This is a genomic window from Sphingobacterium sp. UBA865, from assembly GCF_002295765.1.
Taxonomy (GTDB): Bacteria; Bacteroidota; Bacteroidia; order Sphingobacteriales; family Sphingobacteriaceae; genus Sphingobacterium; species Sphingobacterium multivorum.
In genome coordinates this window covers 75,868-102,858 of the sequence record NZ_DBGB01000035.1, presented here as the reverse complement: position 1 = coordinate 102,858, position 26,991 = coordinate 75,868, and the positions used below count along the sequence as shown (strand labels likewise).

27 protein-coding genes, 1 pseudogene and 1 riboswitch are annotated in these 26,991 nt (G+C 40.2%); of the genes and pseudogenes, 12 read left to right on the top strand and 16 right to left on the bottom strand.

Annotation, left to right across the window (positions count from 1 at the left end; all coding sequences use genetic code 11):
- Positions 1 to 20 precede the first annotated feature (20 nt).
- The 3 genes from B2O97_RS19480 to B2O97_RS19470 form a co-directional block, all read right to left on the bottom strand.
- Positions 21 to 1,241 carry a tetratricopeptide repeat protein gene (locus tag B2O97_RS19480; RefSeq protein ID WP_070567843.1) on the bottom strand — a complete coding sequence of 407 codons (1,221 nt, stop codon included), beginning with the start codon at positions 1,239 to 1,241 and terminating at the stop codon, positions 21 to 23.
- A gap of 49 nt (positions 1,242 to 1,290) precedes the next feature.
- Positions 1,291 to 1,674 (bottom strand): hypothetical protein, encoded by a 384-nt coding sequence (locus B2O97_RS19475; RefSeq protein ID WP_070567845.1) that lies wholly within the window; start codon positions 1,672 to 1,674, stop codon positions 1,291 to 1,293.
- Between the two features lie 102 nt (positions 1,675 to 1,776).
- Complete coding sequence (locus B2O97_RS19470; RefSeq protein ID WP_201638985.1) at positions 1,777 to 4,389, bottom strand: TonB-dependent receptor; 2,613 nt, start codon at positions 4,387 to 4,389, stop codon at positions 1,777 to 1,779.
- Positions 4,390 to 4,841: 452 nt separating this feature from the next.
- On the opposite strand from B2O97_RS19470, the gene B2O97_RS19465 reads away from it, so the two are divergent.
- The 12 genes from B2O97_RS19465 (at position 4,842) to B2O97_RS19410 (ending at position 15,535) form a co-directional block, all read left to right on the top strand.
- Positions 4,842 to 5,471, top strand: coding sequence for a Crp/Fnr family transcriptional regulator (locus B2O97_RS19465; RefSeq protein WP_070567849.1), 630 nt, complete (start codon positions 4,842 to 4,844; stop codon positions 5,469 to 5,471).
- A 58-nt stretch (positions 5,472 to 5,529) separates the two neighbouring features.
- Positions 5,530 to 6,375 (top strand): NAD(P)-dependent oxidoreductase, encoded by an 846-nt coding sequence (locus tag B2O97_RS19460; RefSeq protein WP_286767943.1) that lies wholly within the window; start codon positions 5,530 to 5,532, stop codon positions 6,373 to 6,375.
- Between the two features lie 118 nt (positions 6,376 to 6,493).
- Positions 6,494 to 7,237: a dienelactone hydrolase family protein gene (locus B2O97_RS19455; protein WP_070568283.1), complete on the top strand. Its 744-nt coding sequence runs from the start codon at positions 6,494 to 6,496 to the stop codon at positions 7,235 to 7,237.
- A 33-nt stretch (positions 7,238 to 7,270) separates the two neighbouring features.
- Positions 7,271 to 8,521, top strand: coding sequence for a hypothetical protein (locus B2O97_RS19450; protein WP_070567851.1), 1,251 nt, complete (start codon positions 7,271 to 7,273; stop codon positions 8,519 to 8,521).
- Between the two features lie 139 nt (positions 8,522 to 8,660).
- Complete coding sequence (locus tag B2O97_RS19445; RefSeq protein ID WP_254667737.1) at positions 8,661 to 9,503, top strand: VanW family protein; 843 nt, start codon at positions 8,661 to 8,663, stop codon at positions 9,501 to 9,503.
- A gap of 63 nt (positions 9,504 to 9,566) precedes the next feature.
- A riboswitch (TPP riboswitch) is annotated at positions 9,567 to 9,659 on the top strand.
- A gap of 82 nt (positions 9,660 to 9,741) precedes the next feature.
- Positions 9,742 to 10,545: a hydroxyethylthiazole kinase gene (gene thiM, locus B2O97_RS19440; protein WP_286767942.1), complete on the top strand. Its 804-nt coding sequence runs from the start codon at positions 9,742 to 9,744 to the stop codon at positions 10,543 to 10,545.
- Positions 10,535 to 11,167 (top strand): thiamine phosphate synthase, encoded by a 633-nt coding sequence (thiE, locus tag B2O97_RS19435; RefSeq protein WP_070567857.1) that lies wholly within the window; start codon positions 10,535 to 10,537, stop codon positions 11,165 to 11,167. The genes thiM and thiE overlap by 11 nt, the downstream gene beginning before the upstream one ends.
- The gene (thiD, locus tag B2O97_RS19430; protein WP_070567859.1) at positions 11,164 to 12,003 is read left to right on the top strand and encodes a bifunctional hydroxymethylpyrimidine kinase/phosphomethylpyrimidine kinase; all 840 of its coding nucleotides are present in this window, start codon (positions 11,164 to 11,166) and stop codon (positions 12,001 to 12,003) included. Before thiE ends, thiD begins: the two co-directional genes overlap by 4 nt.
- A complete protein-coding gene (tenA, locus tag B2O97_RS19425; RefSeq protein ID WP_070567862.1) occupies positions 11,990 to 12,646 on the top strand; it encodes a thiaminase II in 657 nt (218 codons plus the stop codon). Before thiD ends, tenA begins: the two co-directional genes overlap by 14 nt.
- 241 nt (positions 12,647 to 12,887) lie before the next feature.
- Positions 12,888 to 13,631, top strand: coding sequence for a GIN domain-containing protein (locus B2O97_RS19420; protein ID WP_070567864.1), 744 nt, complete (start codon positions 12,888 to 12,890; stop codon positions 13,629 to 13,631).
- A 352-nt stretch (positions 13,632 to 13,983) separates the two neighbouring features.
- The gene (locus tag B2O97_RS19415) at positions 13,984 to 14,496 is read left to right on the top strand and encodes a DUF1572 family protein (protein ID WP_312128594.1); all 513 of its coding nucleotides are present in this window, start codon (positions 13,984 to 13,986) and stop codon (positions 14,494 to 14,496) included.
- Positions 14,497 to 14,647: 151 nt separating this feature from the next.
- Positions 14,648 to 15,535 carry a helix-turn-helix domain-containing protein gene (locus B2O97_RS19410; protein ID WP_159333066.1) on the top strand — a complete coding sequence of 296 codons (888 nt, stop codon included), beginning with the start codon at positions 14,648 to 14,650 and terminating at the stop codon, positions 15,533 to 15,535.
- Here the strand turns inward: B2O97_RS19410 and B2O97_RS19405 are convergent.
- From B2O97_RS19405 to B2O97_RS19345, 13 genes and pseudogenes are all read right to left on the bottom strand, one after another.
- On the bottom strand, positions 15,532 to 16,338 hold the full coding sequence (locus tag B2O97_RS19405) for a DUF2490 domain-containing protein (protein ID WP_286767941.1): 807 nt from the start codon (positions 16,336 to 16,338) through the stop codon (positions 15,532 to 15,534). The genes B2O97_RS19410 and B2O97_RS19405 overlap by 4 nt on opposite strands.
- 28 nt (positions 16,339 to 16,366) lie before the next feature.
- Complete coding sequence (locus tag B2O97_RS19400; RefSeq protein WP_286767940.1) at positions 16,367 to 17,257, bottom strand: urea transporter; 891 nt, start codon at positions 17,255 to 17,257, stop codon at positions 16,367 to 16,369.
- A gap of 10 nt (positions 17,258 to 17,267) precedes the next feature.
- Positions 17,268 to 18,065: an urease accessory protein UreD gene (locus tag B2O97_RS19395; protein WP_159333069.1), complete on the bottom strand. Its 798-nt coding sequence runs from the start codon at positions 18,063 to 18,065 to the stop codon at positions 17,268 to 17,270.
- A 2-nt stretch (positions 18,066 to 18,067) separates the two neighbouring features.
- Positions 18,068 to 18,706 (bottom strand): urease accessory protein UreG, encoded by a 639-nt coding sequence (gene ureG / locus B2O97_RS19390; RefSeq protein WP_046675418.1) that lies wholly within the window; start codon positions 18,704 to 18,706, stop codon positions 18,068 to 18,070.
- Between the two features lie 12 nt (positions 18,707 to 18,718).
- Positions 18,719 to 19,408 carry an urease accessory protein UreF gene (locus tag B2O97_RS19385; RefSeq protein ID WP_070567872.1) on the bottom strand — a complete coding sequence of 230 codons (690 nt, stop codon included), beginning with the start codon at positions 19,406 to 19,408 and terminating at the stop codon, positions 18,719 to 18,721.
- 42 nt (positions 19,409 to 19,450) lie between these two features.
- A complete protein-coding gene (locus B2O97_RS19380; RefSeq protein WP_286767939.1) occupies positions 19,451 to 20,026 on the bottom strand; it encodes an urease accessory protein UreE in 576 nt (191 codons plus the stop codon).
- 3 nt (positions 20,027 to 20,029) lie between these two features.
- Positions 20,030 to 20,617: a hypothetical protein gene (locus tag B2O97_RS19375; RefSeq protein WP_139145037.1), complete on the bottom strand. Its 588-nt coding sequence runs from the start codon at positions 20,615 to 20,617 to the stop codon at positions 20,030 to 20,032.
- Between the two features lie 158 nt (positions 20,618 to 20,775).
- Positions 20,776 to 22,497, bottom strand: coding sequence for an urease subunit alpha (gene ureC / locus B2O97_RS19370; RefSeq protein ID WP_070567879.1), 1,722 nt, complete (start codon positions 22,495 to 22,497; stop codon positions 20,776 to 20,778).
- Between the two features lie 65 nt (positions 22,498 to 22,562).
- Positions 22,563 to 22,868, bottom strand: a pseudogene (gene ureB / locus B2O97_RS19365) (urease subunit beta); the annotation flags it as partial.
- Between the two features lie 18 nt (positions 22,869 to 22,886).
- Positions 22,887 to 23,189, bottom strand: a complete 303-nt coding sequence (gene ureA, locus B2O97_RS19360) for an urease subunit gamma (RefSeq protein WP_070567883.1) — start codon at positions 23,187 to 23,189, stop codon at positions 22,887 to 22,889.
- Between the two features lie 176 nt (positions 23,190 to 23,365).
- Positions 23,366 to 23,716 carry a hypothetical protein gene (locus B2O97_RS19355; RefSeq protein ID WP_070567885.1) on the bottom strand — a complete coding sequence of 117 codons (351 nt, stop codon included), beginning with the start codon at positions 23,714 to 23,716 and terminating at the stop codon, positions 23,366 to 23,368.
- Between the two features lie 186 nt (positions 23,717 to 23,902).
- The gene (locus tag B2O97_RS19350; protein ID WP_254667738.1) at positions 23,903 to 26,437 is read right to left on the bottom strand and encodes a TonB-dependent receptor; all 2,535 of its coding nucleotides are present in this window, start codon (positions 26,435 to 26,437) and stop codon (positions 23,903 to 23,905) included.
- The gene (locus B2O97_RS19345; protein ID WP_236560238.1) at positions 26,382 to 26,975 is read right to left on the bottom strand and encodes a GNAT family N-acetyltransferase; all 594 of its coding nucleotides are present in this window, start codon (positions 26,973 to 26,975) and stop codon (positions 26,382 to 26,384) included. Before B2O97_RS19345 ends, B2O97_RS19350 begins: the two co-directional genes overlap by 56 nt.
- Positions 26,976 to 26,991: the final 16 nt, after the last annotated feature.

Below are 26,991 nucleotides of genomic sequence, written 5' to 3'. Positions count from 1 at the left end.
TTTTTGAGACAGCCTCTTTTTTATTCATCTTCCAATTCATTGAATTTATCCAGGTCGGCTTTTGCCCCGATAGGATCACCCAATTTTTCACGAATTGCTGCGCGATATGAATACAAATCAGAATAATATGGATTCAAATCGATCGCTTTCGAGTAATCTGCCAGTGCGCCTGGTAAATCCTCCAACTTTTCATTCAAATCGGCTCGTAATGAATACACATAAAAATCTTCCGGATTGAGCGTAACAAGGCGATCAAAATCCAATAATGCTTCCTCAAAATTTCCCAACCGCTCAAACAAAGATGCCCTTTCTTCGTATACGATCGATGAATCACGATCTATTTCCTCCGCCTTGGCATAGTCTTCCAGCGCACTTTGGTAATTACGATAGGATTCAAACACTTTAGCGCGAAATATATGGGCGGCAGAACGATTCTCATCAAGAGCAATAGCCTGATTGAAATCAGACAATGCCAATTCAAAACAGGTCAATTTCAGGTACAAACTTCCTCTAAAAACAAACAGGTTGCTATCCTTGTTGTCGGATTCCGCAATAGCAGAAGAATAAAGACCGATTGCTTTTAGATAGCTATAGCAATGAACATATTCAAGTCCCAATGAATTTATTTCGTCAGTACTCAGGTGCTTTGGCTTCGATTCCAGCTCTTGAATAACCAAATTATCGGCCTCAAAGTAAGTGAGTTCAGCTTGATTCTCCGCCCATTCCAATACACTATGGTAATTAAAATCCAGTCTTTTAGCAATTTGATAATCATAGAAAGCGCCTTCATCTTCCTCGATCTGTCTGTAGACTAAACAACGGCTCGCATAAAAAAATGGCTCTTCTTTATACTTTTCAATAGCGCTTGTAAACGCAGCAATAGCTTTGTCATAGGCGGCTATTTTAAAATAATAAAGCCCTAAATAACTATAAGCAAGCGCATTGTTGTCCAAAGCAATCGCCTCCTCAAGTAAAGCGACAGGATTACCATCGCCACTGATTCCGACATTAAATCCTTCCAATGTAGATCTAATCGCGCTCTGTTGGACGGTGTCTAACCAATCAGCGGAAAAAGATGAACTCGCTTCCGGAAAAAATGATGAAATAGGTAAAAAAGAAAACTTAGCAAGAAGTACGGGTACTGGCAGTGTAAAATCTGATTCCACAAAAGTATTGTTTTGTAGAATGACAGCTAGATTTGAAAACATATGCTTCATACCCAAAACTAAGCTAAATTTCATTACAAAAGAAATCTAACGGGAGATCAGGTATTATAATCGGGTATTCTTATCAACTAATTTCACCTGTCAGGTATAAGTATTTATAGCGGACAATATCCCTCGAATTTGTAAATTTGATTAATTTTTCGTTTTTGAAAACATAATTGGAAACCTTCTCTTCCATCAAACGCAGGAATTCAACAAATTCAGCAAAAAAGTCTTGACGTTCTCCTGGTGTAAACTGGCTGTTTTTTACAATCCAAAAGAATTGCTCTTCATTTACATGGAAAGATACCTCATTTTTCTTTTCTTTTCGAAAAATAAAGATTGGGTCATTTTCTTGGTTAATAAATAAAGCAAAGCCTGTATTTCCACCATCCAAATTAACAACAAAAGCAGAAAAATGGACAGTACCGATCTGTAAATTTTCCAGACAAATTAATTTATGCAACATCAGGTTGACAATTAGATCACCTAAAATTATTAAGTTTTTATTAAAAAACAAAAAAAGGCCCACAAAATAATTGTGGACCTTTTGTATTCGACGTAAATCTTATTAGAATGTAAATTTCACAGATGCATTCCAAGTTCTACCCTGTCCGATCAAAACAAAATTGGACGTATCAATACCATTCCAACTATTGTTCACATCTGTCACCAAGTTGCTAGAAGTAGCTTCCGAGATATAGAACTTATTCAACACGTTGTTCATGTTGACACGGAAACTCATGCTGTTCTTGTCACTTACCTTAACATTGTAAGAAAGACCGCCATCCAAAAGATTAAAAGACGGCAATTTCATATAGCGTCCATAGGTTTGGCCATCGATAACTTCCCTACGATAATTCGACGCATATAAACGCTCATAGTATCTGTAATTTGCGTCAACAGACAAACCTTTAAACATTTTATATTTAGCGCCAAATCCGTAAGAAGTTTGTGCTGCGTTACCAACGTGTTCACCCGTTAAATTCACCTGAGAACGACCCAATTCGATGCGGTTGTCGTTACGTACGACCGAATTTACTGCGCCATCGTACTTCCAGTCACCTATCGATAAAAATCCTGTTAGGCTCAATTTTTCGATTGGGCGGGCCTCAAAATCAACTTCTACCCCTCTATGCACCTGTTTTACACCGTAATTGGTTGTATATAGGTAGGCACCTTCGACCAAAATACCAGGATCATTTGTTGGATTGTATTTTTTTACATCATCTGCCGTCGCTAAACTCGAACTACCCGTAACACGATTTTCCCAAGTTGTGCGGTAAACATTCACATTCACATCCAAGAATCGAGAAGCAAATTTGTAACCAGCCTCTAAACCAAGGATTTTTTCATTTTCAGCATTTTCATTAATATCATTTGCAAAGTTCATGAAAATATTGTTTTGATAAGGCTGACGGGAATAGTACCCTGCGTTACCAAAAACACTATGATGTCCCATTGTATAACTTACACCACCCTTGGTATTGTAGCCAAAATTGTTCACGTCTTTAGAATCCTCATTACCTGGCGTGTATTGAAAATAATCAGAACGTTTGTTTTGTTGTTCAGAAACCGATCCTTGGAAAAACGCCGTGAAACCATTTTTCGCATATTCCAACTGACCGAACAGACCGCCGTAACGGATGTATTGATTGTAATCCCAAGCTAAACGATCTTCACGCGAATCAGGTTTGCTTGAGAAAGCTTTCCAAGGATTTGTTGAGTATGTATTGGTAACCAATGGCTTATTAGGGAAATTAACATTACCGCCCAATACAACACCATTTGTATTTCCTAGCGGATCTGTCAATTTACGATAATGTGTACCCTTATAATCTCTCACATCAAAACCGACATTAAAATTCAGGGACTCTGAAAGCTTACGGTTATAATTGGAAACTATACCAAACCACTGATGATTGTTTACATCAGCAGCCAAATATTTGCCTTTGTTGTATTTATCACTTCTTAACGATTGACCGCCCCCAGCAGCTAACGACGCATAAACGACAGTTGACAAAGATGATTTATCATCGATGGTCCAATCCCAGTTCAAGTTGGCTACCGGCTTATGATAAAAGTTCTTTTGCGCATTCATCATCACGCCATTTGCATCCTTATAATTGTCGTTGTAACGTCTGCCATTAGCAAGATAGTTCGACAATTTTGAGGTATATCCTTGGTTGTGCCACTGTGGTGCACCGGTTACCATGAAGTTCAGGTTGTGCTTTTCATTTGCTTTGTATCCAACGGACAAGAAATAACTTTGTCCAGCACCTTCCGTATGATCCATATAACCGTTACCTGACCATTGCGTAAACATAGCCGAAACAGCAAAACCGTTTTTCATCAGACCGGTATTGTAACCTACTGTTGCCTTCATAAACATATCGTTACCAACAGTAGTGCGGACAAAACCACCTTCTTTCATTGCGGTAGATTGTGTCACGTAATTTACGGTACCGCCGACAGATGAAATCGCTAATTTAGATGATCCCAAACCACGTTGAATCTGCACTAAAGAAGCAATATCTGTAAGTCCCGACCAATTTGACCAATATACACTTCCATTGTCCATACCATTGATCGGCTGACCGTTCAACAAAAATGCGGTATTGGACTGATCAAAACCACGTGTTGTCATAGAAGACTCACCAAAACCTTTTGCCTGACCAGTGATATAAACCGACGGGGTATTAGCTAGTGCTGAAGTAATATCCTGTGCGCCTACCCTTTCCTCTAAATCCTGTTTACGGATCGTCGAAACGGCAATCGGCGTCTTTCTTCCCGCAGCAATATCAATAACACCATGACCAACAACAACAACCTCATCCAAATTTGTTGAAGATCCAGCCGTAAAAATTGGATTGATATTCAACGATTCCCCCGATTTCAGCATGATGTTTTCGAAAACAACAGGCGTTTCGCCAATGTAAGTTACCTCTACTTTGTAGGGGCCTCCTTCTTGAAGATTTGAAATTTGAAATTTTCCTTGGGCATCGGCTGAGCCACTTACAACTTGTCCACTTGGGATGTGGGTAATTTTAATGGTTGCTCCTTTAACCGTTTGTCCAGTAGCTTCTTTGACAACTCCTGAAACCGAACTAGTATTTGCTGTTTGACCATGAACGGCACTATAACTAGCAAAAACGAGGGCAAAAAAAAGTAAAGACTTTTTCATGTTAGATGTGATTGTTTTGTTTTTGTGGCGCAAAATTAGGAATTGATTGTCTTTTTAACTAATTTTAACAATAGGATTATCAGACCCTAGCGCTATACAAAACAAATCAGTTTTAAGCTTCCACAGAAAAACAGCTACTTCTAAAACAAAGAGGCAATAAAAAAACAGATTAAATAAAATAAATACAACACATTCATCACATTCTTAAAAAAACACTAAAAATAATCAGAATAACATTTTGTCTGTTTTGAATAAATCAAAATTTATGAATTTCACGATTTTATATGTTAGCTGCTGGATACGCCACACACAGCACAAAAAAACCGGTCTTTCTACACATTATTTCCACCAACATTCTTTTCCACCAACATTCTTTTCCACCAACATTCTTTTCCACCCCCAGGGGATAAAATAAGCCCGTAAATAATTAACTTTAACTAAAATAATACCGTATGTTGTCAATCCAACAAGCTTATACAGGCATTCTTGAGCCAGAGTTAATTACTGCAATAGCCAAAAACGCACACATCAAAACGTTTCATGAGGGGGATCTCATCATTGATACCAATCAATACATCAAGTCGATGCCCCTTCTCCTAGATGGAGCAATAAAAATTGTCCGGGAAGATGAAGACAAAGGCGAACTGCTGCTCTACTATTTGGAAAAAGGTCAAACCTGTACGATGTCAATAGCCTGTTGTCTCGGAAATAAAAAAAGTGAAATTCGTGCCCTCGCAGAAAAAACAACAACGGTTGCCATGATTCCAAATGAGCTTGTCAACCTTTGGATGGGAAAATACCCCTCTTGGCGAAATTTCATCATATCAAGCTATTCAAGCCGTATGGACGAAATGTTACAAGCTATTGATAGTCTAGCTTTTTCCAATATGGAAGAACGAATCATTCAATATCTGAAAGCCAAAGTAAAGCTGAACAACGACCGAATACTTACCCTTACGCATCAGGATATTGCTTCTGACCTAAACACATCCCGGGTAGTTGTCTCCCGAATTTTAAAAAAACTGGAACAGGAAGATAAAATAGTGCTCCTTCGTAACGAAATCAGGGTATTAGTGGAATGACCAAAACATTTGTATCTTTAATAGACGTAAATTTCAAGAGCTATTAATGTAATTTTAGATGAAGATAGAAAAATTAGGATTTATAGGATTAGGAAACATGGGGCACCCCATGGCTAAAAACCTGGAAAAAGCAGGATTCCCCCTTTCTGTTTATAATAGAAACCGTGCAAAAGCAGCGGGCTTTGAAAAACAATCAATGATCACAGAAGGTATAGCCGAATTGGTCGAACATGCTGATATTGTATTCTCCATGCTCAGCAATGATGAAGCTGTCAGTGAAGTGTATGAAAAAATCCTTCAAGGAGATATCAAGGGCAAATTATTTGTCGATATGAGTACCATATCCCGTGAACTCACCCTGTCTATCGCATCCAAACTCAAAGAAAAAGGAGCCGCATTTATAGATGCACCTGTGGCCGGCAGTACCAAGCCCGCGGCAGAGGGCACCCTGATTATTATGGTCGGTGGTGAACAGGAGGATCTTCATCGCGCCCGGCCATACCTCGAGCAGATGGGCAAGTCGATCAAACATGTTGGCGAAAATGGCCAGGGAATTGCCGCCAAACTTGCGATCAACTATTTTCTTTCAACGATCTATCAAGGTCTCGCAGAGACGATCTTATTTTCAGATAAACTGGGAATTCAACGGAGTGATATGCTCGAAATCATCAATGATAGTGCCAGTGGCAGTGGCGCAACAAAAGTCAAAACGCCTTTACTGGTGGAAGAAAACTACAGTCCTGCTTTCGCGCTAGATCTTATGCTGAAAGATATTCGACTGGCGCAACAAGCCGGTGCCGAATATCCCCTCCTCAAGACATTACTCGATACCTACGGGAAAGCACACGACCAAGGTCTCGGACAACTCGATGTTATTGGTATTATTGAATCTATAAAGTCGTAACTTCAGGTTGACGACAGCGGAAAAAATGTACATTGAAAATTATATTTAGTTGAGATGGACTCCAAATTAGGTTCATTTCTGATCACACAAAATAATGAGCGGAACAAATTATTTACAGATGAAAACAGTTATGACACTATTGATGCTTACTATGGTCACGATGACTACGCAGGCCCAACAATTAAAACAGGTTTCTTACCAGGATGGTGAACAAAAACTCAACGGCATGGTAACCGCCAATAGGGCAAAAAAAGGCCCTGCTGTCTTAATTCTTCCTGCGTGGAAGGGAATTGACAACGAAGCGAAACAAGCGGCATTGCTTCTTGAAAAAGAAGGTTACATCGCGTTCATTGCCGACATCTACGGTGAGGGAAATATTCCTGCGGACAACACCGCAGCTTCGAAAATTGCAGGCCACTACAAGACGGACTATAAAGCTTATCAGCATCGCATCAAGCTCGCATTAGAACAACTGAAAAAAGAAGGCGCAGATCCGACAAAAATTGCGATCATTGGCTATTGCTTTGGAGGTTCAGGAGCATTAGAAGCGGCTAGAGCCGGCTTCCCCATCAATGCCGTGATCAGTATCCACGGAGGCCTATCCAAAGCTGCCGATAGACCCAATGGTTCCATTAAAACAAAAGTACTCATTGAGCACCCTGCAGCCGATAAGAGTGTATCAAAAGAAGATTACGATGGGTTGGTCAAGGAATTAAATGAAGGAAAAGCAGACTGGCAAATAATTACCTACGCAAATTCTGGACATACGTTTACGAATCCCGAGTCAGCGGAATACAATCCCGTGATGGCCAAACGTGCCTGGGAGCACACCTTATTATTTTTGAAAGAAGTATTAAATTAAATAGCAAAGTCAGCAACAGCAATATCGACCCAAATGAATTATAACGCGAAACTGCACATTTATCCGATTATCATTCAGTTGTTGATATTGCTGTTTTATAGTCCCATTGCAGCATCGCAAACAGTAAAATCGTTAACAATAGCTAGCCCTACACAGGCAGTTCTGTTTGTAACCAATGAGTCCGATAAATCAACTGATTTTATCATGCGTTTACACGAAAAAAATGCTGCTGCGATTTTCAAGCAAGTACCTTTTAGCACAACAAAGTTACTGGTCACAAAAACCGATGCAAAAAAACTTACATTTAGCGTTAAAAATCAACAATGGACCATCGATGTATTGTCATTGAAACAACGTCATGCCATGATCTTGTTTGATGGCTTAGGCAAACCCAAGATCATATACGATAGTAATACCTATCTGGCAGCAGCCAAATCCATATTAAGCAACAGCACACAAGTTGCGTCAAAGAATCCTTCGTCACAATATAATGCCCAACATTTCTTTGACTCCATTGCACAAGTGCAATTTATTCCATCCAGGCAATATGCAGCGGCTATTATCGCCAATACAGCTCTCCCTCTTTACTACAGTCAGCGTAAAAATCAATGTGACGGCACGTATGTCATGCAGCAGTTTTCCGATGAAAATGAGGTGGAAACTGGAGCAATTGTGACGACTGTATATGAAGAAGGCAAAGAGCTCACATCCAACAATCTTTCCGGCGGAAATAATTATTTCAGCAAAAGATGCTATAATCAGTTCGGACTTATCGACTCCATACAGTACCTTCAAAACAGCAAATGGAGCAACAGCACCATTTACCGTTATCTCCCAAACGCCATTGTTTCCTACGATCCAACATTACAAACAGCGACAATAGACCACTTGAACAGCAAACTCCAGGTTGTAAAAAGTGAATCCATTCATTTTTTATACCAACGGATAGATTGGACCATTTACAGTTATGACAAACAGAATCGCATGAGTGAAGAGCTGTCGGGCAGAAATGATCAAAGGGAAAGTCGGGTCCGTTATGCGTATAGCGATCCGAAAACAAGTGATTATATACTACGCCAAACCTTCGATCAAAATGACCAACTCACAGCGGAAATCAAGCGATCCTACCGGGCCAACGAAACAGTTGATGAATTCTACTTCAAGGGGGTATTGCAACAAAAATCAATTGTAAAAGATTTGGGAAACTGTACGTATGAAAACCTGAACTATAACGGGCATGGGAAGCTCACGGGCAAATACGTACAAACAAGAAAACAGCTATAGACATAGAGCGAAAAGCCAGTATACACCCGATGGAACAAAAGTTCTACCCCCTATACAGTAAAAACACAGGACAAAATCAAAAAAAGCGGCAAAAGATACATTTCTGCATTAATTTTGATAGCGATAAATAAACATCGTATTGAAAAAAAGAAAATTGATCAGTCAACAGCACCCCTTGCTCTATTTTTTTGCAGTATGGGTAAGAAGAATGCAGCGAAAAGCCGTCTGGCTATTTGACGACAAAAAATACAGCAAAGTTAAATCAGCTGAAAAACTTCCCTTTCGTATTAAAAAGCATCAGTCTGTATTATTAAAAAAGCTGGGCGAAAATAATATGCAATTGCAGATCAACAAAGTGACCAACCTGAAAATTGCAGCAGCACAGATCAATAGCATTCTGATCAGACCGAAGGAAACCTTTTCATTTTGTAAACTCGTGGGGCTCCCCACCGTAAAGAAAGGGTATCTGCCCGGCATGGAGTTATCCTTCGGTGAAGCAAGGGCGGGTATTGGCGGTGGAATCTGTCAAATATCCAATCTCATCCATTGGCTTGTTATCCATAGTCCACTCACCGTCAGCGAACGTTATCATCACTCCTTTGATCCTTTTCCTGACGATGGTCGTGTTTTGCCATTCGGCAGTGGGGCTACCGTATTTTATAACTACCGTGATTATCAATTCACCAACAACACGCCTTACACCTTCCAGATCAACCTCTGGTTTACAGAGAAATGTTTAGAGGGCGAATTGAGGATCGATCAGGAGCTGGATTTTGCATACCATGTCGTTGAAAAAGAACATCAATTTCTTAAAATAGACAATCAGTTCTTTCGTAAAAATGAGATTTGGCGCGAGAAGTTTTTAAAATTTCAGGGTGGAAAGATTTTAGAAACAGAACTTTTGACCAAAAATTTTGCCCGGGTTACTTATACCCCTGTTGAATATATTGAAATTAGTGCCGATCAAAATCCGGCCTATTAATTTAACAAGCTAAGTGATCGAAAAATGACGGATATGAAAAGTCCTCTTTTTTGTTTAAATTTGGTCTGGCTTTGGGGGTATTCTGTATAGAATTGAGATAGTCCCTTTGAACCTGATTCGGTTTATACCGGCGTAGGGAAAAGCAAAAATCCACTGTACAGCATACTCCTTTACTGCGCAGTCTATCGCTCTTCTTCCCTCCAAGGCTACACCGTACATCTTAGCATATGTAAAAAGAATGGAAGATTCAATTATCAATTTATTAGCGCAGCTGAGGGTCGAAAAACCCCTTGTACACAACATCACAAACCTAGTCGTGATGAACAATACGGCCAACGCACTGTTAGCCCTAGGAGCGTCCCCCGTAATGGTACACAGTCCTTTAGAAGTACGCGAAGTTGTCGATATTGCGCAAGCTCTTGTTATTAATATCGGCACCTTGAGTGAAGATACAGCCGAAGCTATGCTGGTTGCTACCGAACATGCCAATACCATTGGACGGCCATGGGTACTTGATCCTGTTGGTGCTGGGATATCAGCATTCCGCAATGATTTATTAGCCAATCTACTGGATCTCAAACCAACGGTTATTCGTGGAAATGCATCAGAAATCATGACGCTGTACAATTTCAACCAACCGAACACAAAAGGAGTCGACAGCACGACAGCGAGTAAAGATGCGCTCCGATTTGGCCAATTATTGCAAGAGCAAACCGGTTCCATTATCTGTATTTCTGGAGAAGTAGACTATATCCTTTCACAGCAATACCGGGTTGAAGTTTTTAATGGCAACCCTTTAATGACACAGGTAACTGGACTTGGCTGTAGTGATACTGCACTTATTGGTGCATTTCTAGGTGTTACAGACCAATATGTTGAAGCAGCTGTTGCCGGCGTTTCCATTTTGAGCTTGGCGGGAGAACTCGCAGCCCAAACAGCAGCTGGCCCGGGTACCCTGCAATTGAATCTCTATGATGAACTCTATAAGCTCAATGCAGAACGTCTAAAATCAAAGCTCAAGATCAAATGTTATGCGCATTAATCCGCTTTTTCCCTACCCTTTATATTTGGTAATTTCTGAGCGGGACTGTTATCCTCAACATTGGCTCAATGTCGCCGAAGAAGCCATCATTGGTGGAGTCGATCTTATTCAATTACGCGAAAAAGCTGACGATCCCGCTACATTTTTGGATAAAGCCATGCGTTTGAAAAAACTGACCGATCGTTATGGTATTCCGCTCGTGATCAATGATGCCGTAGCAATCGCTGCAAAAATCGAGGCATGGGGAGTACATGTGGGTCAAAATGATTTGCAGCCGCTCCCTATTCGCGAAAAATATGGCGATAAATTAAACATAGGCTGGTCCATAGAAGATATGCAGCAGCTGGAAAGTCCACAAATGTACGCTGTCGACCACCTTGGTGTAAGTCCCATTTTTTCTACGAGAACAAAAATGGATACGATTACTGAATGGGGAATTGCAGGTTTAAAACAACTTCGGAATAAGACGGAAAAACCATTGATCGCTATCGGAAGGATGAACTTACAAACTGCAGAAGAGACCTGGAATGCCGGTGCAGACTCCATTGCAGTCGTTTCGGCCATATGCCAAAGTCAAGATCCCAGAGCTGCCAGTGCACAACTAAAAGAACTATTAAAATGACAAAAGATAAAAAATACCGCGTCCCTACCGTACTCAGCATTGCGGGGTTCGATGGTAGCGGTGGTGCAGGTATACAAGCAGATACCAAAACCATATCTGCATTAGGTTGTTATGCCATGAATGTGTTAACTGCCTTACCCGTTCAGAACACACAAGGTGTAAGACGTATTTATGACATTCCTACAGCAGCCGTCCAGGACCAATTAGATGCTATTTTTGACGACATCTATCCCGATGCAATTAAAATAGGCATGGTACACCATATTGAACTTGTGGAGCTTATTAGCAGCTATTTAAAAGAATATAAAGGGCCTATCGTATTTGATCCAGTCATGGTCTCGACCAGCGGGCACAAGCTCATTCACGATGATACAATTCAGGCCTGCATTGAACTTCTTTTTCCTTTGGCAACGCTGATTACACCAAATTTAGACGAGGTAAGTGTTTTAGTAGACGAAGTTATTGACGATGTCGAGAGGATGAAAAAAGCGGGAAATAGCCTACTGGCGAAAGGTTGTCAATCCGTTTTGATTAAAGGCGGGCATCTCCAAAGTCAAGAATTAACATCCCTATTGTTCCAGCACAAGAATCCACCAATTGAATTCAAATCTCAAAAAATTAACAGCAAAAATACACATGGTTCCGGTTGTTCGCTTTCTTCAGCAATTGCGAGCCATTTGGCACAAGGCGTTGGTCTCGATAGCGCGGTTGAATTCGCATTGGCCTATATACACGCAGCAATAGCTGGTAGCAAAGACCTCATCATTGGCAAAGGAAATGGGCCATTAAATCACTTCCACAATCCGATTAAACTTATTCAATATGAACTGGACTGATCATGCCTGGGATTCAATAACATCAATTTATTCAGATATACTCACCATGCCGTTTATTGTTCAGCTTAGTGATGGTAGTCTTCCCCTGGATAAATTTCAATTTTACATGCAGCAGGATGCTTTCTATTTAGAAGAATTTGGCCGTGTGCTCGCCTTTATAGGTGCAAAAAGTACGGATAACCAACAAGCATTGGACTATTTCGAATTTGGTCGCAATGCGCTACTTGTTGAACGGGCATTACACGAAAATTACTTTCGGGAATTTGGTTTAAGTCCTGCCGACAAGAGCAACAAAATCGAACCAACCTGCCATCATTATGTTCATTTTCTTAAAAGCGTAGCCGCTTTCGAGAGCATTGAGGTTGCTATGGCGGCAACACTCCCCTGTTTTTGGATTTATAAGGAGGTCGGAGATCACATTGTATCGACAGCAAATACACAGGGAAATCCCTATTCCAAATGGATAGCAACTTATAGCGGTGAGGATTTTGCACAGGGCGTTATCAAGGCGAAAAACTACGTTGACAAAATTGCAGCAGAAACTACTGCAACAAAACGGGAGAAGATGCGACAAGTATTTATAACAGCTTCCCAATTAGAGTATCAATTCTGGTTAGCAGCCTACAAACGAAGAGTCTGGTAAACAAACTATTGTCCGATACCGAACAGTTGATGTTCAAAAATGAGCATGAACGAAAATAGCACTCAGGAACAAAACTAGTGTTAATCAGTATTTTAAACGGATTTAAAGTTTTGGCATTACTATTATACTATAGGTGGCAGTTAACGATAGAGCGTATGCATAAGCACATAAGAAACGATAAAAAGGGAAATTAAAATGAAACTTTCAGTAAAAATAAATTTAAACTAATAACAGAAAAATAATGAAAAGAATCTTAACCATTGCCTTTATTTCATTTTTATATGTAGCTCAGGCACAAGAACGCGAAACACGTAAGATCACTGCTCCAGATGGCATTTCATCGGCAACTTCATTACGTGTAGATTATATTCACTCTAATCGTAACGAGGTTATTGTTGAAGCAGATAATCCCGAACATTTATCCCTTATCGAAACGACTGTAAAAAACGGTACACTGTATGTACAGTATAAAAGAAACAGTTCAATCAGAAATGCGAGAAACAATCGCGTAACTGTTTACTCAAGCAAGATACCGACACGCTTTTCGGCATCATCCAGCAGTTCGATCTATACCGATGAAACGATTAAGGCAAACAAAATTTCTGTAGACGTATCCTCCTCCGCAAAAATATCGCTTAAAAAAATAATTGCTGATGATATCAACCTTTCAACGAGCTCTTCTAGCAAGTTAACGACAGATGTCAGCAGTAAAAATTTGCAAGTATCGGCAAGCAGTTCGTCTAAGCAGGAAATTGCGGGTAGCGCTTCAAATTTAAATTTGAACACCAATTCATCCGCATCGGTTGACATGAGCCGTTTCTCGACAACAAATGCCCAAGTACAAGCCAATTCGTCTGCAAATGTTACGCTCAGCGTGAAAGAAAACTTACAGGGAAATGTTTCTACATCGGCAAGAATTGCGTTAAAAAATCAACCAAAAAATGTCCAAGTTGACAAATCAACAAGTGGCAAAGTAGTATTGTAATTTTTAGTGTGGTCTTTAAAAAAGACTGTTTATTTATGTTTAATGTTTAGTTAGCTTAAAGGTGATACATACCCCAGTATCACCTTTGCTTTTATTAGCATTTTTGCTCACACTTCTCCTTCTCCTTCTCCTTATAAATTCACACATTTATCACCTCAAAAAACTGTATCAGGAAATTAATGACATCGATAGCAAAACCAGATTTCAGCTAAAAAAATTATTTTAGGTCTCGGTTTCAGGACATTTTTGTATATTAATATTCCTGTAAATGCCAAACTTTCGACGCAATGGACAATTTTTTAGCGACTTGTATCAAGCAATTTCAATATTATAAATCTTTGGGTGATAAAACATTGCACAGTTAAGCACTGAACAACTCTTTTGGCAACCCAATGATTCGAGCAATAGCATTGCATTAATTGTTAAACATTTAGGTGGAAATATGCTTTCCCGATGGACCGATTTCCTCACCACAGATGGCGAAAAACAAAATAGAAACCGCGACCAGGAGTTTGAGAACAGTTGGGTAGATCGCGATGAGCTTATTACCTATTGGAATGCTGGATGGTCCTGTCTGTTTCAAGCAATTGAATCCCTCGAAGAAGAAGATCTCGCTAAAATCATTTATATCCGTAATCAAGGACATACCGTCATGGAAGCGATCTTGCGGCAGCTAGCACATTATCCCTACCACATCGGTCAGATGCTCTATATTGGGAAAATATGTTTGGATGATAAATGGACCTCCTTATCAATACCCAAAGGTAGTTCAGCGTCCTATAATAGGGAGAAATTCAGCCATGAAAAACAGCAACAACATTTCACGTCGGAGTTTATAAAAGGGAATCAGGACAATTTGTCTTAAATAAGCTTTTTCACTTAGTTAACACAATAATTACTTGATTGGAAAGCATCGGATGCTAACCTAATTTCCGCAAACTTTTAAGTATATTTGTCATACATACAACTATTCCTTTTTTTTTGATTTCATTGGTAAGTAGGTTGTCTTTAAAACTATGAAAAATTCGATTAAGATCATCAACAATTACGAGTACAAAAAGTTATTTTTACCGGATGTTTCTGAGCACAATTTATTCAATGAGAATAAAATTCAAGTCTATCGAATCGAGAATTACCTCCGCAGTATCCTGATGCCTGTCATCCCCTATCGTACGACGTTTAATTTTCTCATTTTTGTAACGAAGGGGTCCCTGACCCAACATCTCGAAAGCGCATCTTATACCTTAACCGAAAATCAAGTCATTAACATCAAACAAGGTAATATTACGGCTACGCTGGCAATCTCTGATGATGTAGAAGGTTTTTTCGTGGTTTATGAAAATGAAATTGTAACTGATATTGAGCTTGGCATAAACGATATTAAATTTTTCAATTCCCATCCTTTTACCACACTTAAACCACATGTAGCACATTGGATCCAGCAAATGTTGATGTTATTGGAAGAGGAACTTTTTACCGAGGGCCGCGTAATGGAAGTCTGCATATCCATGATGCAGTGTATCCTATTGAAGGTGATAAAATCGGATATAGAGACTAAGGCGCCGATGAGCCGACAGCTCGATATTGCTTTCCGTTTCCGCGAATATGTACAAAAATTTCATATCGATCATAAAAACGTGTTATTCTACGCCAATTTATTGCATATTTCAGAAAACTACCTCAATAAATGTGTAAAGGAAGCGACAAATAAACCTCCGAAGCAATGGATTAGTGAAATAAGTATCTTACATAGTCAGATTCTGCTGCAGGATGCTACGAGAGATATTGCCGGTATAGCCTTTGAATTGAAATTTCAATCGCCCTCCTATTTCACCAGGCTATTCAAAAAAATCACTGGGTATTCACCCAGTGACTATCGGAAACATAAGTTTATGGCGGGCTAATGCTTTTTACGGTAAGGTAAATTCCAGATTAAATCTACGGCTAAATAATGAACCCCAAAATCTACTTTGTCATAGCCTTTAATTAAGTCGTTCATATAACCCAGATCCAATCGCAAAGGTGTCTTTGGAATATCTGTCATGTAATAAAAACCCAAACGGGTCTCTTTATAGCCAAAGCTAGACCAGGTACTAACAGGTTCGTAGAGCTTGCTGATTGCAAAAAGTCCTTCAGCGCTCAACGCCAATTCCTGCTTATTTTTAGCCGAAATTTTGAAATTTAGCTGCGACTTCAAGCGGGTCCTAAATTGAAAATTCTCTTCTGCCTTTTGAAAATCGGCTGTAAAGAACTTTCGGAACTCTTGTCTTAATGTATTTTTCCATTTCAAACGATCATTAAGGGTCAATGTATACGCATATCGTCCATACAACCTAAACTCTTGCTCAACACCTTCGTTATGATATGGGGCAGCCTCATCGTAAACGTTTTGGCGACGATAACTCAACGCATAACTATATTGTTGATTTTTAGCAAATTTATGATAGACCTCATGGTTTAACACCCAAATAGCCTGCTTGTGAAATGGATTTGAATCGTCGGGTGTACTTTTAGTTCCCAAACCAATATAGGTCAATGCTTCCTTCGTTCCAGCACTGTCTAATTTCCTACGCAAGCCCAAAACCGACCAAGATGCGGTCCTTGCTTTTCCTAATCCCGGCGGACTGACTTGTCCGTACACCGTATTTACATGAATTCCCAATAAGAGCATTATTGGGAATAGTTTTATTAAACGAAATTTAAACATACATAAAATTTTAGTTCACAAAAAAGGACTAGGAAGTCCCTTCAGCTGATGAAAACCTATTCACCAACCATTTATCGATAAGTTTGACAGGGTGCATAGCCCACATCGCAAAAACAAATGGAAAAGTCAATGTTGTCCATCCGTTGTGAATCAAAAAATGATCGAAATATGTTGCGATAATCGTTCCGATTAGAACATATACACCATCTCTAACGCGGGGGCCGCTTAGGGCAATTCCAACCAAAACCGCATTGAAGCTAAAAATGCCATTATTGGTCATATCTACAGATTCATGGCCATGGTGCGATATATAAACACTGATGATAACAGCAGCGAAACCGTAAAGTGCGCCCATGGGATTGCTCAGGAAAACCCCGATGAAAAAGATCAATCCAGCAATTAAACTACCCTGAAAAATAACCTGACCAAAGGCATGGCCTTCAATTAGGAAGTCATCCATTTCCTGAATATCAACAAAATGCTCTGGTACAGTCCGCAAGGCCAGTTCTGGAATACTCAACACATACAATGCGATCCAGGTAATTAAGATAAAAGGAAATGTAAATACCGGCAGATTCTTCTTTAATGCAGACCCCATCAAAATGGTGGTCAACGCAGATCCTACGATTAAGGCTCCCCATACCCAAACGTTTGTCTGGAAATAGAAAACCAAAGCAATACCGTAAAGCGTAGCATTAAATCCGAAAAGTCCATCATTGATATGATCCTCATCAAATTTCATCAACTTGGCCGTCAGTACGCCTACGATGTTAGCGAGAACCCCTGCAAAGCCCATAAGTGCCGAATCATAAATAATGGCTCCGATAAATAAGATACCCGTCCAAATGTTACCCTGTAACATAATCTGCCCAAATCCTTTAAAAAAAGCTTTTATAAAAGCTAGGATGTTATTTTTCATTGGAATATAATTAGTTGTTATTCAAAAATATGTTGCCCCATAGTGCGCTTTGCATTTCTTTAAAAAGAAGATAAAGCTGTTCGGCACCGTTACCTAAAACGCGAACCATAAAACCGTCATGCTGCAATTCGCTAATCCCAAACGCAACGTCTTTGGTTTCCCCGTACTGTTCATGGAAAGCCTCGATCCAGTCGCTTGGATTCAAGCCGGCACTATTCAGATAGATCAACGTTCCCTGGTGCGTATAGCCTTCCAAAATACCCAGACCTTGTATAGGCATACGATCTGGCTGAAGCAATACATTATCCTTCACCACGAGCCTACCATTGACATAACATTCTGTCAGATTTTGAAAGTGATTGTACATAAACTCTTCACCGGACATTTTCCGGCCACAGGTCACGATTTCACTCAGCAATAAGTGACAATTTGAAGCAAGATGTACAATGTTATGGCTCAAAAAATGAGACGAATGCTGAGGTACGACGGGATGGGGTACATAAGAAAAAACAGCATTTTCGCCTACATTCACTTCCATCGTTTGGGACGAATGACCTTTCATATGAAACAAACGCTGGTAAGCCTGCGTCTGTAACTGTAACTTAGACCCCGGAGCAATATCAACTTGAATACGATGGTCATCTCCATCCAACAAACCAGGCGATGAACTCATAATCATCAAGTACGCTGCATTGTCTTTTTGATATTGCCCAACAGGAACGATACGAAACGGTTGTGTCGCATATGCATCTTTTAAAAAGGATTTTCCTTCGCGATGTGCTATCTTAATAGCTAAAGAACAAATCATAATTAACGTAGTAAATTAGGTTCCTCAATATCTTGAAGGAGTGCGTATTTTTTAATCCAGCCTACGATCTCTTCCAAACCATCGCCGGTTTTTAGATTTGAAAACAGGAATGGAGAACCTTTACGCATTTTACGTGCATCATGTTCCATCACTTCTAGGCTTGCGCCCACATAGGGTGCCAAATCTTTTTTATTAATCAACAACAGGTCTGATCTTGTAATTGCCGGCCCACCTTTACGCGGCATTTTTTCACCTTCGGCAACATCAATGACAAAAATGGTGATATCGGCAAGATCCGGACTATAAGTAGAAGTCAGGTTATCACCACCACTTTCAATTAAAATCAACTCCAAATCCGGGAAACGGCTAGCTAGTTCATCTACAGCTTCGAGATTCATACTCGCGTCTTCCCGTATCGCTGTATGGGGGCAACCGCCAGTTTCCACACCGATAATTCGTTCACGGGGAAGCAAACTATTTTTGGCCATATATTCCGCATCTTCCTTGGTATAAATATCATTCGTAATTACGGCAAGATCAATTTCATTCATCAACCGTCTGCTCAATCGTTCCAATAATGCTGTCTTACCAGACCCTACTGGACCACCAACCCCTATTTTAACATATTTTCTATTTTCCATTTTAATTGTTTTTTAAGAAATATAAACTCTAGAATATAATCGTTCGTGTTGCATGCAACGGATGTCAAATCCAATGTTGCATAAGCCCACTAAATTCCGTTCAACGGTTAAGGTCTCTTTGCAGAGATCAAGTATATCATCATGTAAACCAAAAAGTATATCTTGGCCATCCAACTGTCCTAATGGCACAAGTTTTACAGCGTTGGTCACCATCGTAATGGCGGCATTATAATAAAAGCCATGTAATGCTTCTTCCAAAGGAATTTCTAAAAGTGACGCCAACATGCCATACATCAAACAGTAATGGCTATCTACTTCCTTCTTTTGGATTAATTCACCCCAGGATAGCATAAAATCCTGCTGTTGATAACGACTGAATATTTTATAAATACGTACACCCAGTTTTTTACTGGCATCGCGAATTTCTCTTGGGCTTTTTAATGCTGTACATTCTTGATCTAACGCGATCAATGCATCCATGTCCTGCGAAGAAGTTGCTTCATAGGCCAATTTCATCAAAGCAGCATCATTGTACTTCAGATTATACCAGAGGTTATGACGCACATAATTGTCCGCCGTAACTTTATCACAGACCAAGCCCTGTTGCACATAAGTCTCCAGTCCATTTGAATGGGTAAACCCTCCAATTGGTAATGTAGGATCTGCGAGATGGAGTAACTTGCCTAGAAATGTATTTTTCATTGACATTATTTTTTTATATAAGTATATATCTTCAAGGATTTATCAGCTCCTTGCGTAATCTTCTCTATCATTGGGCATTAAAGCGATACCGGCTGTTGGCGCTTGCAAATTCACGAAGGCCTTGTCGTTGATCAAGAGCGGTATATTCTTCGTTGAAGACTTCATCTTCTGATGATGCTTGGGATCGACATTTGCATTGAGCTGACGTAAAAGTTGGCGCTCGCCACGCTGCGGGTCAAATCCTTGTTTCGTTAACCATTCGTACATTGACCGTTCATAAGGCATAAGCAATTCATTTGCCTCCACAAATAGAGGCAAATGTTTGTTTCCAATTTCGCTGCTTACAAAAGCAGTTCGCAGGAAATCAATTGCCATGACACGGATGACTTCACAAGGTTTGATCGTTACCACAACAATTTTCTCTTCGTCTTCGTACAAGACATCACCATCCTGCAAGCTGGATGTATTACCCAACAATTTGACGGCAATATCCATTCCCTCCGCTGTACGTAAACGTTGAATACGTTTGGTCGACTCATACCATTCAATAGCAAGCAAATCGAGACGCTTAGTGATCTGCTCCCCCTGAATATTCCTTGTGATTTCCGTGATTATCATTTTTTAATTTTTAATAAATAGATTTTTAGACAAGCCTAAACCTACTGTAGATCCATTGATTCCCGTAATGAGTTCGTGATCATTGGGAATTGCAGCATCTTTACTATTTCTCTTTTTATAAGACAATTCTGCTACTTTAGCTTTTAATGCCCAACCTTTTCCCAAGGCGATACCCACAAGCGGGTACACTCTGAATAGATAGCCATTGTATTTACCATCTACCATAGTACCACCGGTAGCGACATGTTGATCGCCCCACAAATAATGCACATCAACCTGGCCAATTAACATAAAATGCTCACTCAGGGGCCAAGTATTGCTATAGAAAGGTCCTATTTCATGCGAATGATCCGTAAAATCCAGTGCTTTATCCTTAACAGAATTGAATCCATAGTTTAGCCCCGCATTCATGTTGTCAGTGAAAAAATAAGCAGCACCCACCGGAGCGGCACTAAATTGATGCCCAGCTGTTGTTTCGTGGTAATTCAGTGCCCCATAAATCATGATACCTCCCTTTTGCGCATAGGCCGATTGTATGGTTAAGCACGCCATTGCTATACAACAGCCTAAAAATGTCTTCAAATTTTTCATTAGCGTAAATCGTATTTTAGCTTAATGAAGCATCATGAGCAATCAGTATTCCCTCTCTTTTATGCGCTTTTGATAAGCCCATGATGATTTCATCAACCTATTGTTTTTCATAGCTTATGGCGTGACATCGGATCACGCCATAAAAAGTAGTTATAGGGTTAAAACAAGAAGTATCGTTGTCCCAACGAAACTGTATCAACAGGTTTTGACCGCAAGATCTCGCCGTCAAGACTTACCTCATAATTCTCTGGATTGACGATAATTTCAGGTGTGGCATCATTGTGGATCATATCTTTTTTGGAGATATTCCGACAATTTTCTACGGCAAGTAAGGTTCTTTCCAGTTTATACTCTTCTTTAATTCCCTTTTCCAATGAAATTTTAGAGACAAAGTCAAAACAAGTTTGGTGAACGGCTTTACCTAAACCGCCAAACATGGTTCTTAAGATGATTGGTTGTGGTGTAGGAATAGAAGCATTCGCATCCCCCATTTTTGAAGCGATAATCATCCCGCCTTTAATAATCATTTCTGGTTTTGCGCCAAATAAAGCTGGACGCCAGATCACCATATCGGCAATTTTACCAGGCTCGATAGAACCAACGTACTTCGAAATACCGTGGGCAATTGCTGGATTGATCGTGTATTTCGCGACATAGCGACGTGCACGGAAATTGTCGTTGTCCTTACCTTCATCTTCAGGCAATGGACCTACTTGTTTCTTCATCTTGTCTGCAGTCTGCCAAGTACGTGTGATGACTTCACCTACACGTCCCATTGCCTGCGAATCGGAACTCATGATACTGAATACACCGCGATCTTGTAGTACATCCTCAGCTGCAATCGTTTCTGGACGGATACGAGAATCGGCAAAAGCCACGTCTTCCGGAATTTCTTTGCTCAAGTGGTGACAAACCATCAGCATATCCAAGTGCTCGTCAATTGTATTTTTTGTAAATGGACGTGTTGGATTTGTCGATGCTGGCAATACATTTGGATACATCGCAGATTTGATGATATCCGGAGCGTGCCCACCGCCAGCACCTTCCGTATGGAATGTATGGATCACGCGTCCGTTGATTGCCTGGATCGTGTCTTCCAAGAAACCCGCTTCATTCAGCGTATCGGTATGGATAGCCACCTGCACATCATATTGATCAGCAACCGTCAACGCTCTGTCGATTGTTGCTGGTGTAGCACCCCAATCTTCGTGGATTTTAACACCTAAGGCACCAGCTTCAATTTGTTCAACAATAGGTTGTTCAGTACCAACGTTTCCTTTACCAAAAAAACCAAAGTTCATTGGAAGATCTTCAACAGCTTGTAACATGCGGCGTAAATTCCATTTACCCGGTGTTACTGTAGTTGCATTTGTTCCATCCGCTGGACCTGTACCGCCCCCGATCATTGTTGTAACACCACTATATAAGGCCGTTTCAACTTGTGTTGGACTGATATAGTGGATATGGGTATCAATACCACCTGGAGTTAAGATGTATCCTGATCCACCATGCACCTCCGTAGAAGCACCGATAATCATATTTGGTGTAATATTATCCATGGTATCCGGATTTCCAGCACGACCAACACCAACAATTTTACCATCCTTAATACCAATATCACCTTTCACGATACCCCAGTGATCAATAACAATAGCATCAGTGATCACCATATCCAGTGTACCTTCATCACGTGTATGAACGGAAGATTGGCACATCCCGTCACGCACAGTCTTACCACCACCAAATTTGGCTTCATCGCCATAGTAAGCGTAGTCTTTTTCGACTTCAATAATAATATCTGTATCTCCTAAACGGATTTTATCTCCACTTGTAGGGCCAAAGATGGCGCTATAATTTAATTTGCTAACTTTTAAACTCATAACACTTTGTTTTTAAAGCCTTGTTCTTTTACTTTTTTCATTGCATTTGCTTTCGCAACTTCGGTTTCGGTATCTCCATTTGCCAAATCATTGTGGCCATAGATCCTTCTTGCACCTGCATACGGAACCAATTCGACATCTTTTGATTCGCCTGGTTCAAAACGTACTGCAGTACTTGCGATAATATTTAAGCGCTTACCAAAAGCTTTCTCGCGATCAAACTCCATCATTTTGTTCACTTCAAAGAAGTGGAAATGTGAACCTACCTGAATGGGCCTATCACCTGTATTTGTCACAGTGATGGTTGTAACTTCTCTACCTTCATTGCAGATCACATAGCCATCTGCAATAAAAAATTCTCCTGGGATCATAGATTATATTTTTAACAATTAGCGAATCGGGTTATGAACAGTGACCAGTTTTGTACCATCTGGAAATGTTGCTTCTATCTGTACATCATGAATCATTTCGGGCACACCTTCCATAACATCTTCACGTGTCAACAATGTTGCACCAAACTGCATTAAATCGGCAACAGTACGCCCGTCACGAGCAGCTTCTAAAAGTTCACTACTGATCAATGCAATAGACTCCGGATAGTTTAATTTAAGTCCTCTAGCTTTACGTTTTTTCGCTAGTTCGCCGGCAAGATGAAGCAATAGCTTCTCTGTCTCTCTAGGTAATAAATGCATATAAATATTATTTAAATTGTTGTTATTCGAATTAAAAACAAGTCACGGTGGGTACAGGTCACGACAAGGTCATACGACTTAAAAAAATCGTTCAAAATCGTGATGAATAGGACAGATTACACCCCTACACAGCGCAAGGTCTGTCTTTTCTCAACCCTTGTAAGAAATGGAAATTTTTACCCCAGAAATGGGATCTTTAAACTTTGGAAAAGAATATATTTTGGCGGAAGGATCAATCGATCCATATAAGGCCTTCTGTTATTCTGAATTTTGAGACGTACAGGATAACAGAATACAAAAAGACAAATTGAAAGCACGCCCCAATAGAGCAGCTTGCTCCATTCATCTTTGAGGTCCATCTGTTCGGTGATATCATAGACATCATGATCTTTAACCGCGGCTAACAGATTTTCCCGTTCTGACTGTCCTAAAGCTTTATCTACATGAGAAGGAAATACAGACAGACTTAGGCGGACGAGGGGTAAATGCTGAACAGTAGAATGTGATGGCATAGCTATTCCTTTCATGAGCAGGGTGCTAAAAAGAAAAACTAAAAAGATTAAACTATACCTCATTCTTGCGTTCACAATACTATTATTTGTTGTTCAAATTTACAACCAAAGCGGGCTACTTGACTAGCACAAATCTTGAATTAAATAGTCCAAATTTGTTGAAAAAGCCCGCTTTGTCGGTTTTAGATTACTATTTCAGCATTAAAAAGAGTAACCCACTGATACCATGACATTTCGCGGTGCACCAGCAAAGGCTCTCGTGTAGTCAAAACCACCTAAAAAGTAATATTTATCGAATACATTGTTCAGATTTAAGGCCATTTTCATCGCACCAATGTGGTAATAGGCAGCAGCATTTACAGTGGTATACGAAGGCCATTGCCCCCAGAGTGCATTTCCTTCGCTATCCTTTCCGATACTGTTATCCATCCTTTTACGATCTACATAATAAACACCGGCACCAAAACCCAAACCTTTTAATGTACTAGCTGAAAACACATATTTCAACCAGGCACTCGCCATATTTTTAGGTGCTCCCGGTAGGGACTGCCCGATTTCAGAAGGAACAGAAGATGATTTTACCTCCGTATCACTATAGGTATAATTGGCCATAATCTGGAACTCACGTGTCAACTGCCCACGCACATCGAGTTCGACACCCTGCGATAGCGCTTTGCCAGATTGTCTATACTCCGGCAACCCTGAATCGTTGATAGCCCCTGTGGCAATGAGCATATTCCGTCGTTCAATTCGGAATAAGGATAGATCAACTTGCAATTGCTCTTTAAAAAAACCGGCCTTCATCCCCGTTTCCACCTGGAAACTCCGCTCAGCATCAAAGGGTTTATCGGCACCATAATCTTTATAGTTCTGAATAAAATTGGCGCCCACAGGTACAAATCCTTGTGAATAACTTGCAAAATAGTTAATCTGCTTATTGATTCCATAGGTTACACCAAAACGAGGTAATAAGGCATTTTGCGTTGCATGAAAGCGATTTTGTCCGTCAAGTGTCTCAGAAGAATAGTGCTCATGACGAAGACCTACAATAAGTTTCAATCGCTCGTCAATGCTGATTTGATCCTGAATATATTTACCCGTTGTTTTATAAGGGCTCAAAAAAGGATAAGCGACTCCCGTGCGCCACACATAATTCGTTAGATCATGCGTGGTATAAGTGGGATTGTTCAAATCAAAAGTCAACGGGACGACTTTGCCATCTACAGTTTGCTGCCGCGCCTCCCGCAATTGATTTTCTTTGTCGCCCCGATATTGTGCAAAATCAACTCCTGCAACAAAATGCTGATCGACTCTATCGCCCAAAAGATCCCACTTAACATAACCCACAACATTATCTGTATAGTCACGTCCATGACGATCAAAAAAACGCATATTCATAATGGTATTATGTGGCGCATCAGCAAAGGTGTTCATTGTCCGATGTTCGTTGACATCCTCCTGATAGATGGATTTCATGTAGCTCAGATTCAAACTAACATGTTCTGCCAGACGCTGAGACAAGCGGCCGCTTAACGAAAAAGTCTTGGAATTATAAAAATCGGAAGGCTGGCTCAACGTAAATGATCTTGGCAAAGCATAAAAGTTATTTTCCTTAATACCCATTCCCCGATCAAGATAACCGTTGAACTGATTATACACCATATCAATATCCACCACCGTGCCCTCAGCTGGTTTAAAGGTGAACGAAGGAGCCACCATGATTCGTTTCTGGCGATTTACATCGCGGAAAGTCTTTGTATCTTCGTAACCCGCATTAAAACGATATAAAATACGTTTGGCACTGTCCAGAGGTCCACCGAGATCCACAGTTGTTCGCATCGTTTCAAAACTACCACCTGAAAAATTCACATTCCCTCTAAAATCTTCCAAAGGCTTCTTGGTCGTCATATTAATTGTACCACCCGGTACGATATCTCCAAACAAAGATGCTCCTGGCCCTTTCAAAACCTCGATATTTTCAAGATTGATTGTTAAGGGAGAATTATAATAACTGTTACCATAACCATACCCCGAGCGTAAGCCATTGACAAGCCGTACACCCGTTTCATAACCGCTTTTAAAGCCACGAATGACAACATCATCATAGGAAGATGCTTCGGTCACACCAGCCAAATCCTGAACCAATGCCCCTGTGGTGAATGCCTGCTTATCCTCTATAAATTCCTTACTTAAAACAGCAACAGATTGTGGAAGATCTTTTAATTTTCCAGCAAATTTTCCGCCCAACTCCATGTCGTTTGTCAGATAAGAATTGTTGCGTCTACCTGTTACCAATACCTCATCCAAGGTATTATCACCGGCCACCATCAGTAATCGAACTCCTTTTTTTGCATTCCAGCTAGCGGCGTTCAAATCCAGCAATACAGGCTTATACCCAATTGCATCTGCACGTAACTGTACAGGAAAGGAAATTATTCCGGTAAAACTAAATTCGCCCTGAGCATTAGAACTTGTCTGTTGTTGTCCATCGACTAAGGTCAGTGTAACCCCAGCGATGGGATCACCGTTTTCATCCTGAATTTTTCCAAATAATGCTACACCTTGTTGTGCATATACGGCTCCCGGTACGGAAGCGCTTGTCAATAAAGCGAAAGCTAGCGCTTTCATCATGTTGTTCATTAGAATAATTTTTCTTTTTTTTGGATTACCCAAATTGGGTTTAAGCAATACGATCAACGAATAATTCCATGTGTATCGTTGGAAAATTCGATTCATTACAATAGTCCTTTAATTGAAAGCCTTGTTTTCCCCAAAACTCATAGGCTCCTGTCAAGAATGGGTGCGTATGTAAATAAAGCCTTTCTATACTTTTCTCCTTAGCTACAGCGACCAAACTTTTGAACAAGGCTGTTCCTAAACCTGACCTACGGTAACTCGGATCCACAAAAAGCCGGGCAACTTCCACCGTTTTCCTTCTGTCTATATCCAAATGCGGAAAACGGTAGTCATAAGCCGACATACCAACCACGCCGATCAAATTACCCCGATGATCTTTTGCCTGCAAGAATGCAGCAGCTTCAGCCTCAAGATACACTGCTGAAAATGCGAGTAGATCCTTAGGAAGCTTATTGGAATCCAACATCGGAAACAACTGTTTCCGAAATTCAATGACATAAGGTAATACGACATCAATATCCTCCTCTTCAACACGAGATATGGTTATATTTTTCAACTGAGGTTGAGCGGGAAGAGATCCCTTACTCATCCGTTTATTTTCAATCAATATATGACCACTGTCTTTAAATATATTCATAGTGTTATCGCTATTT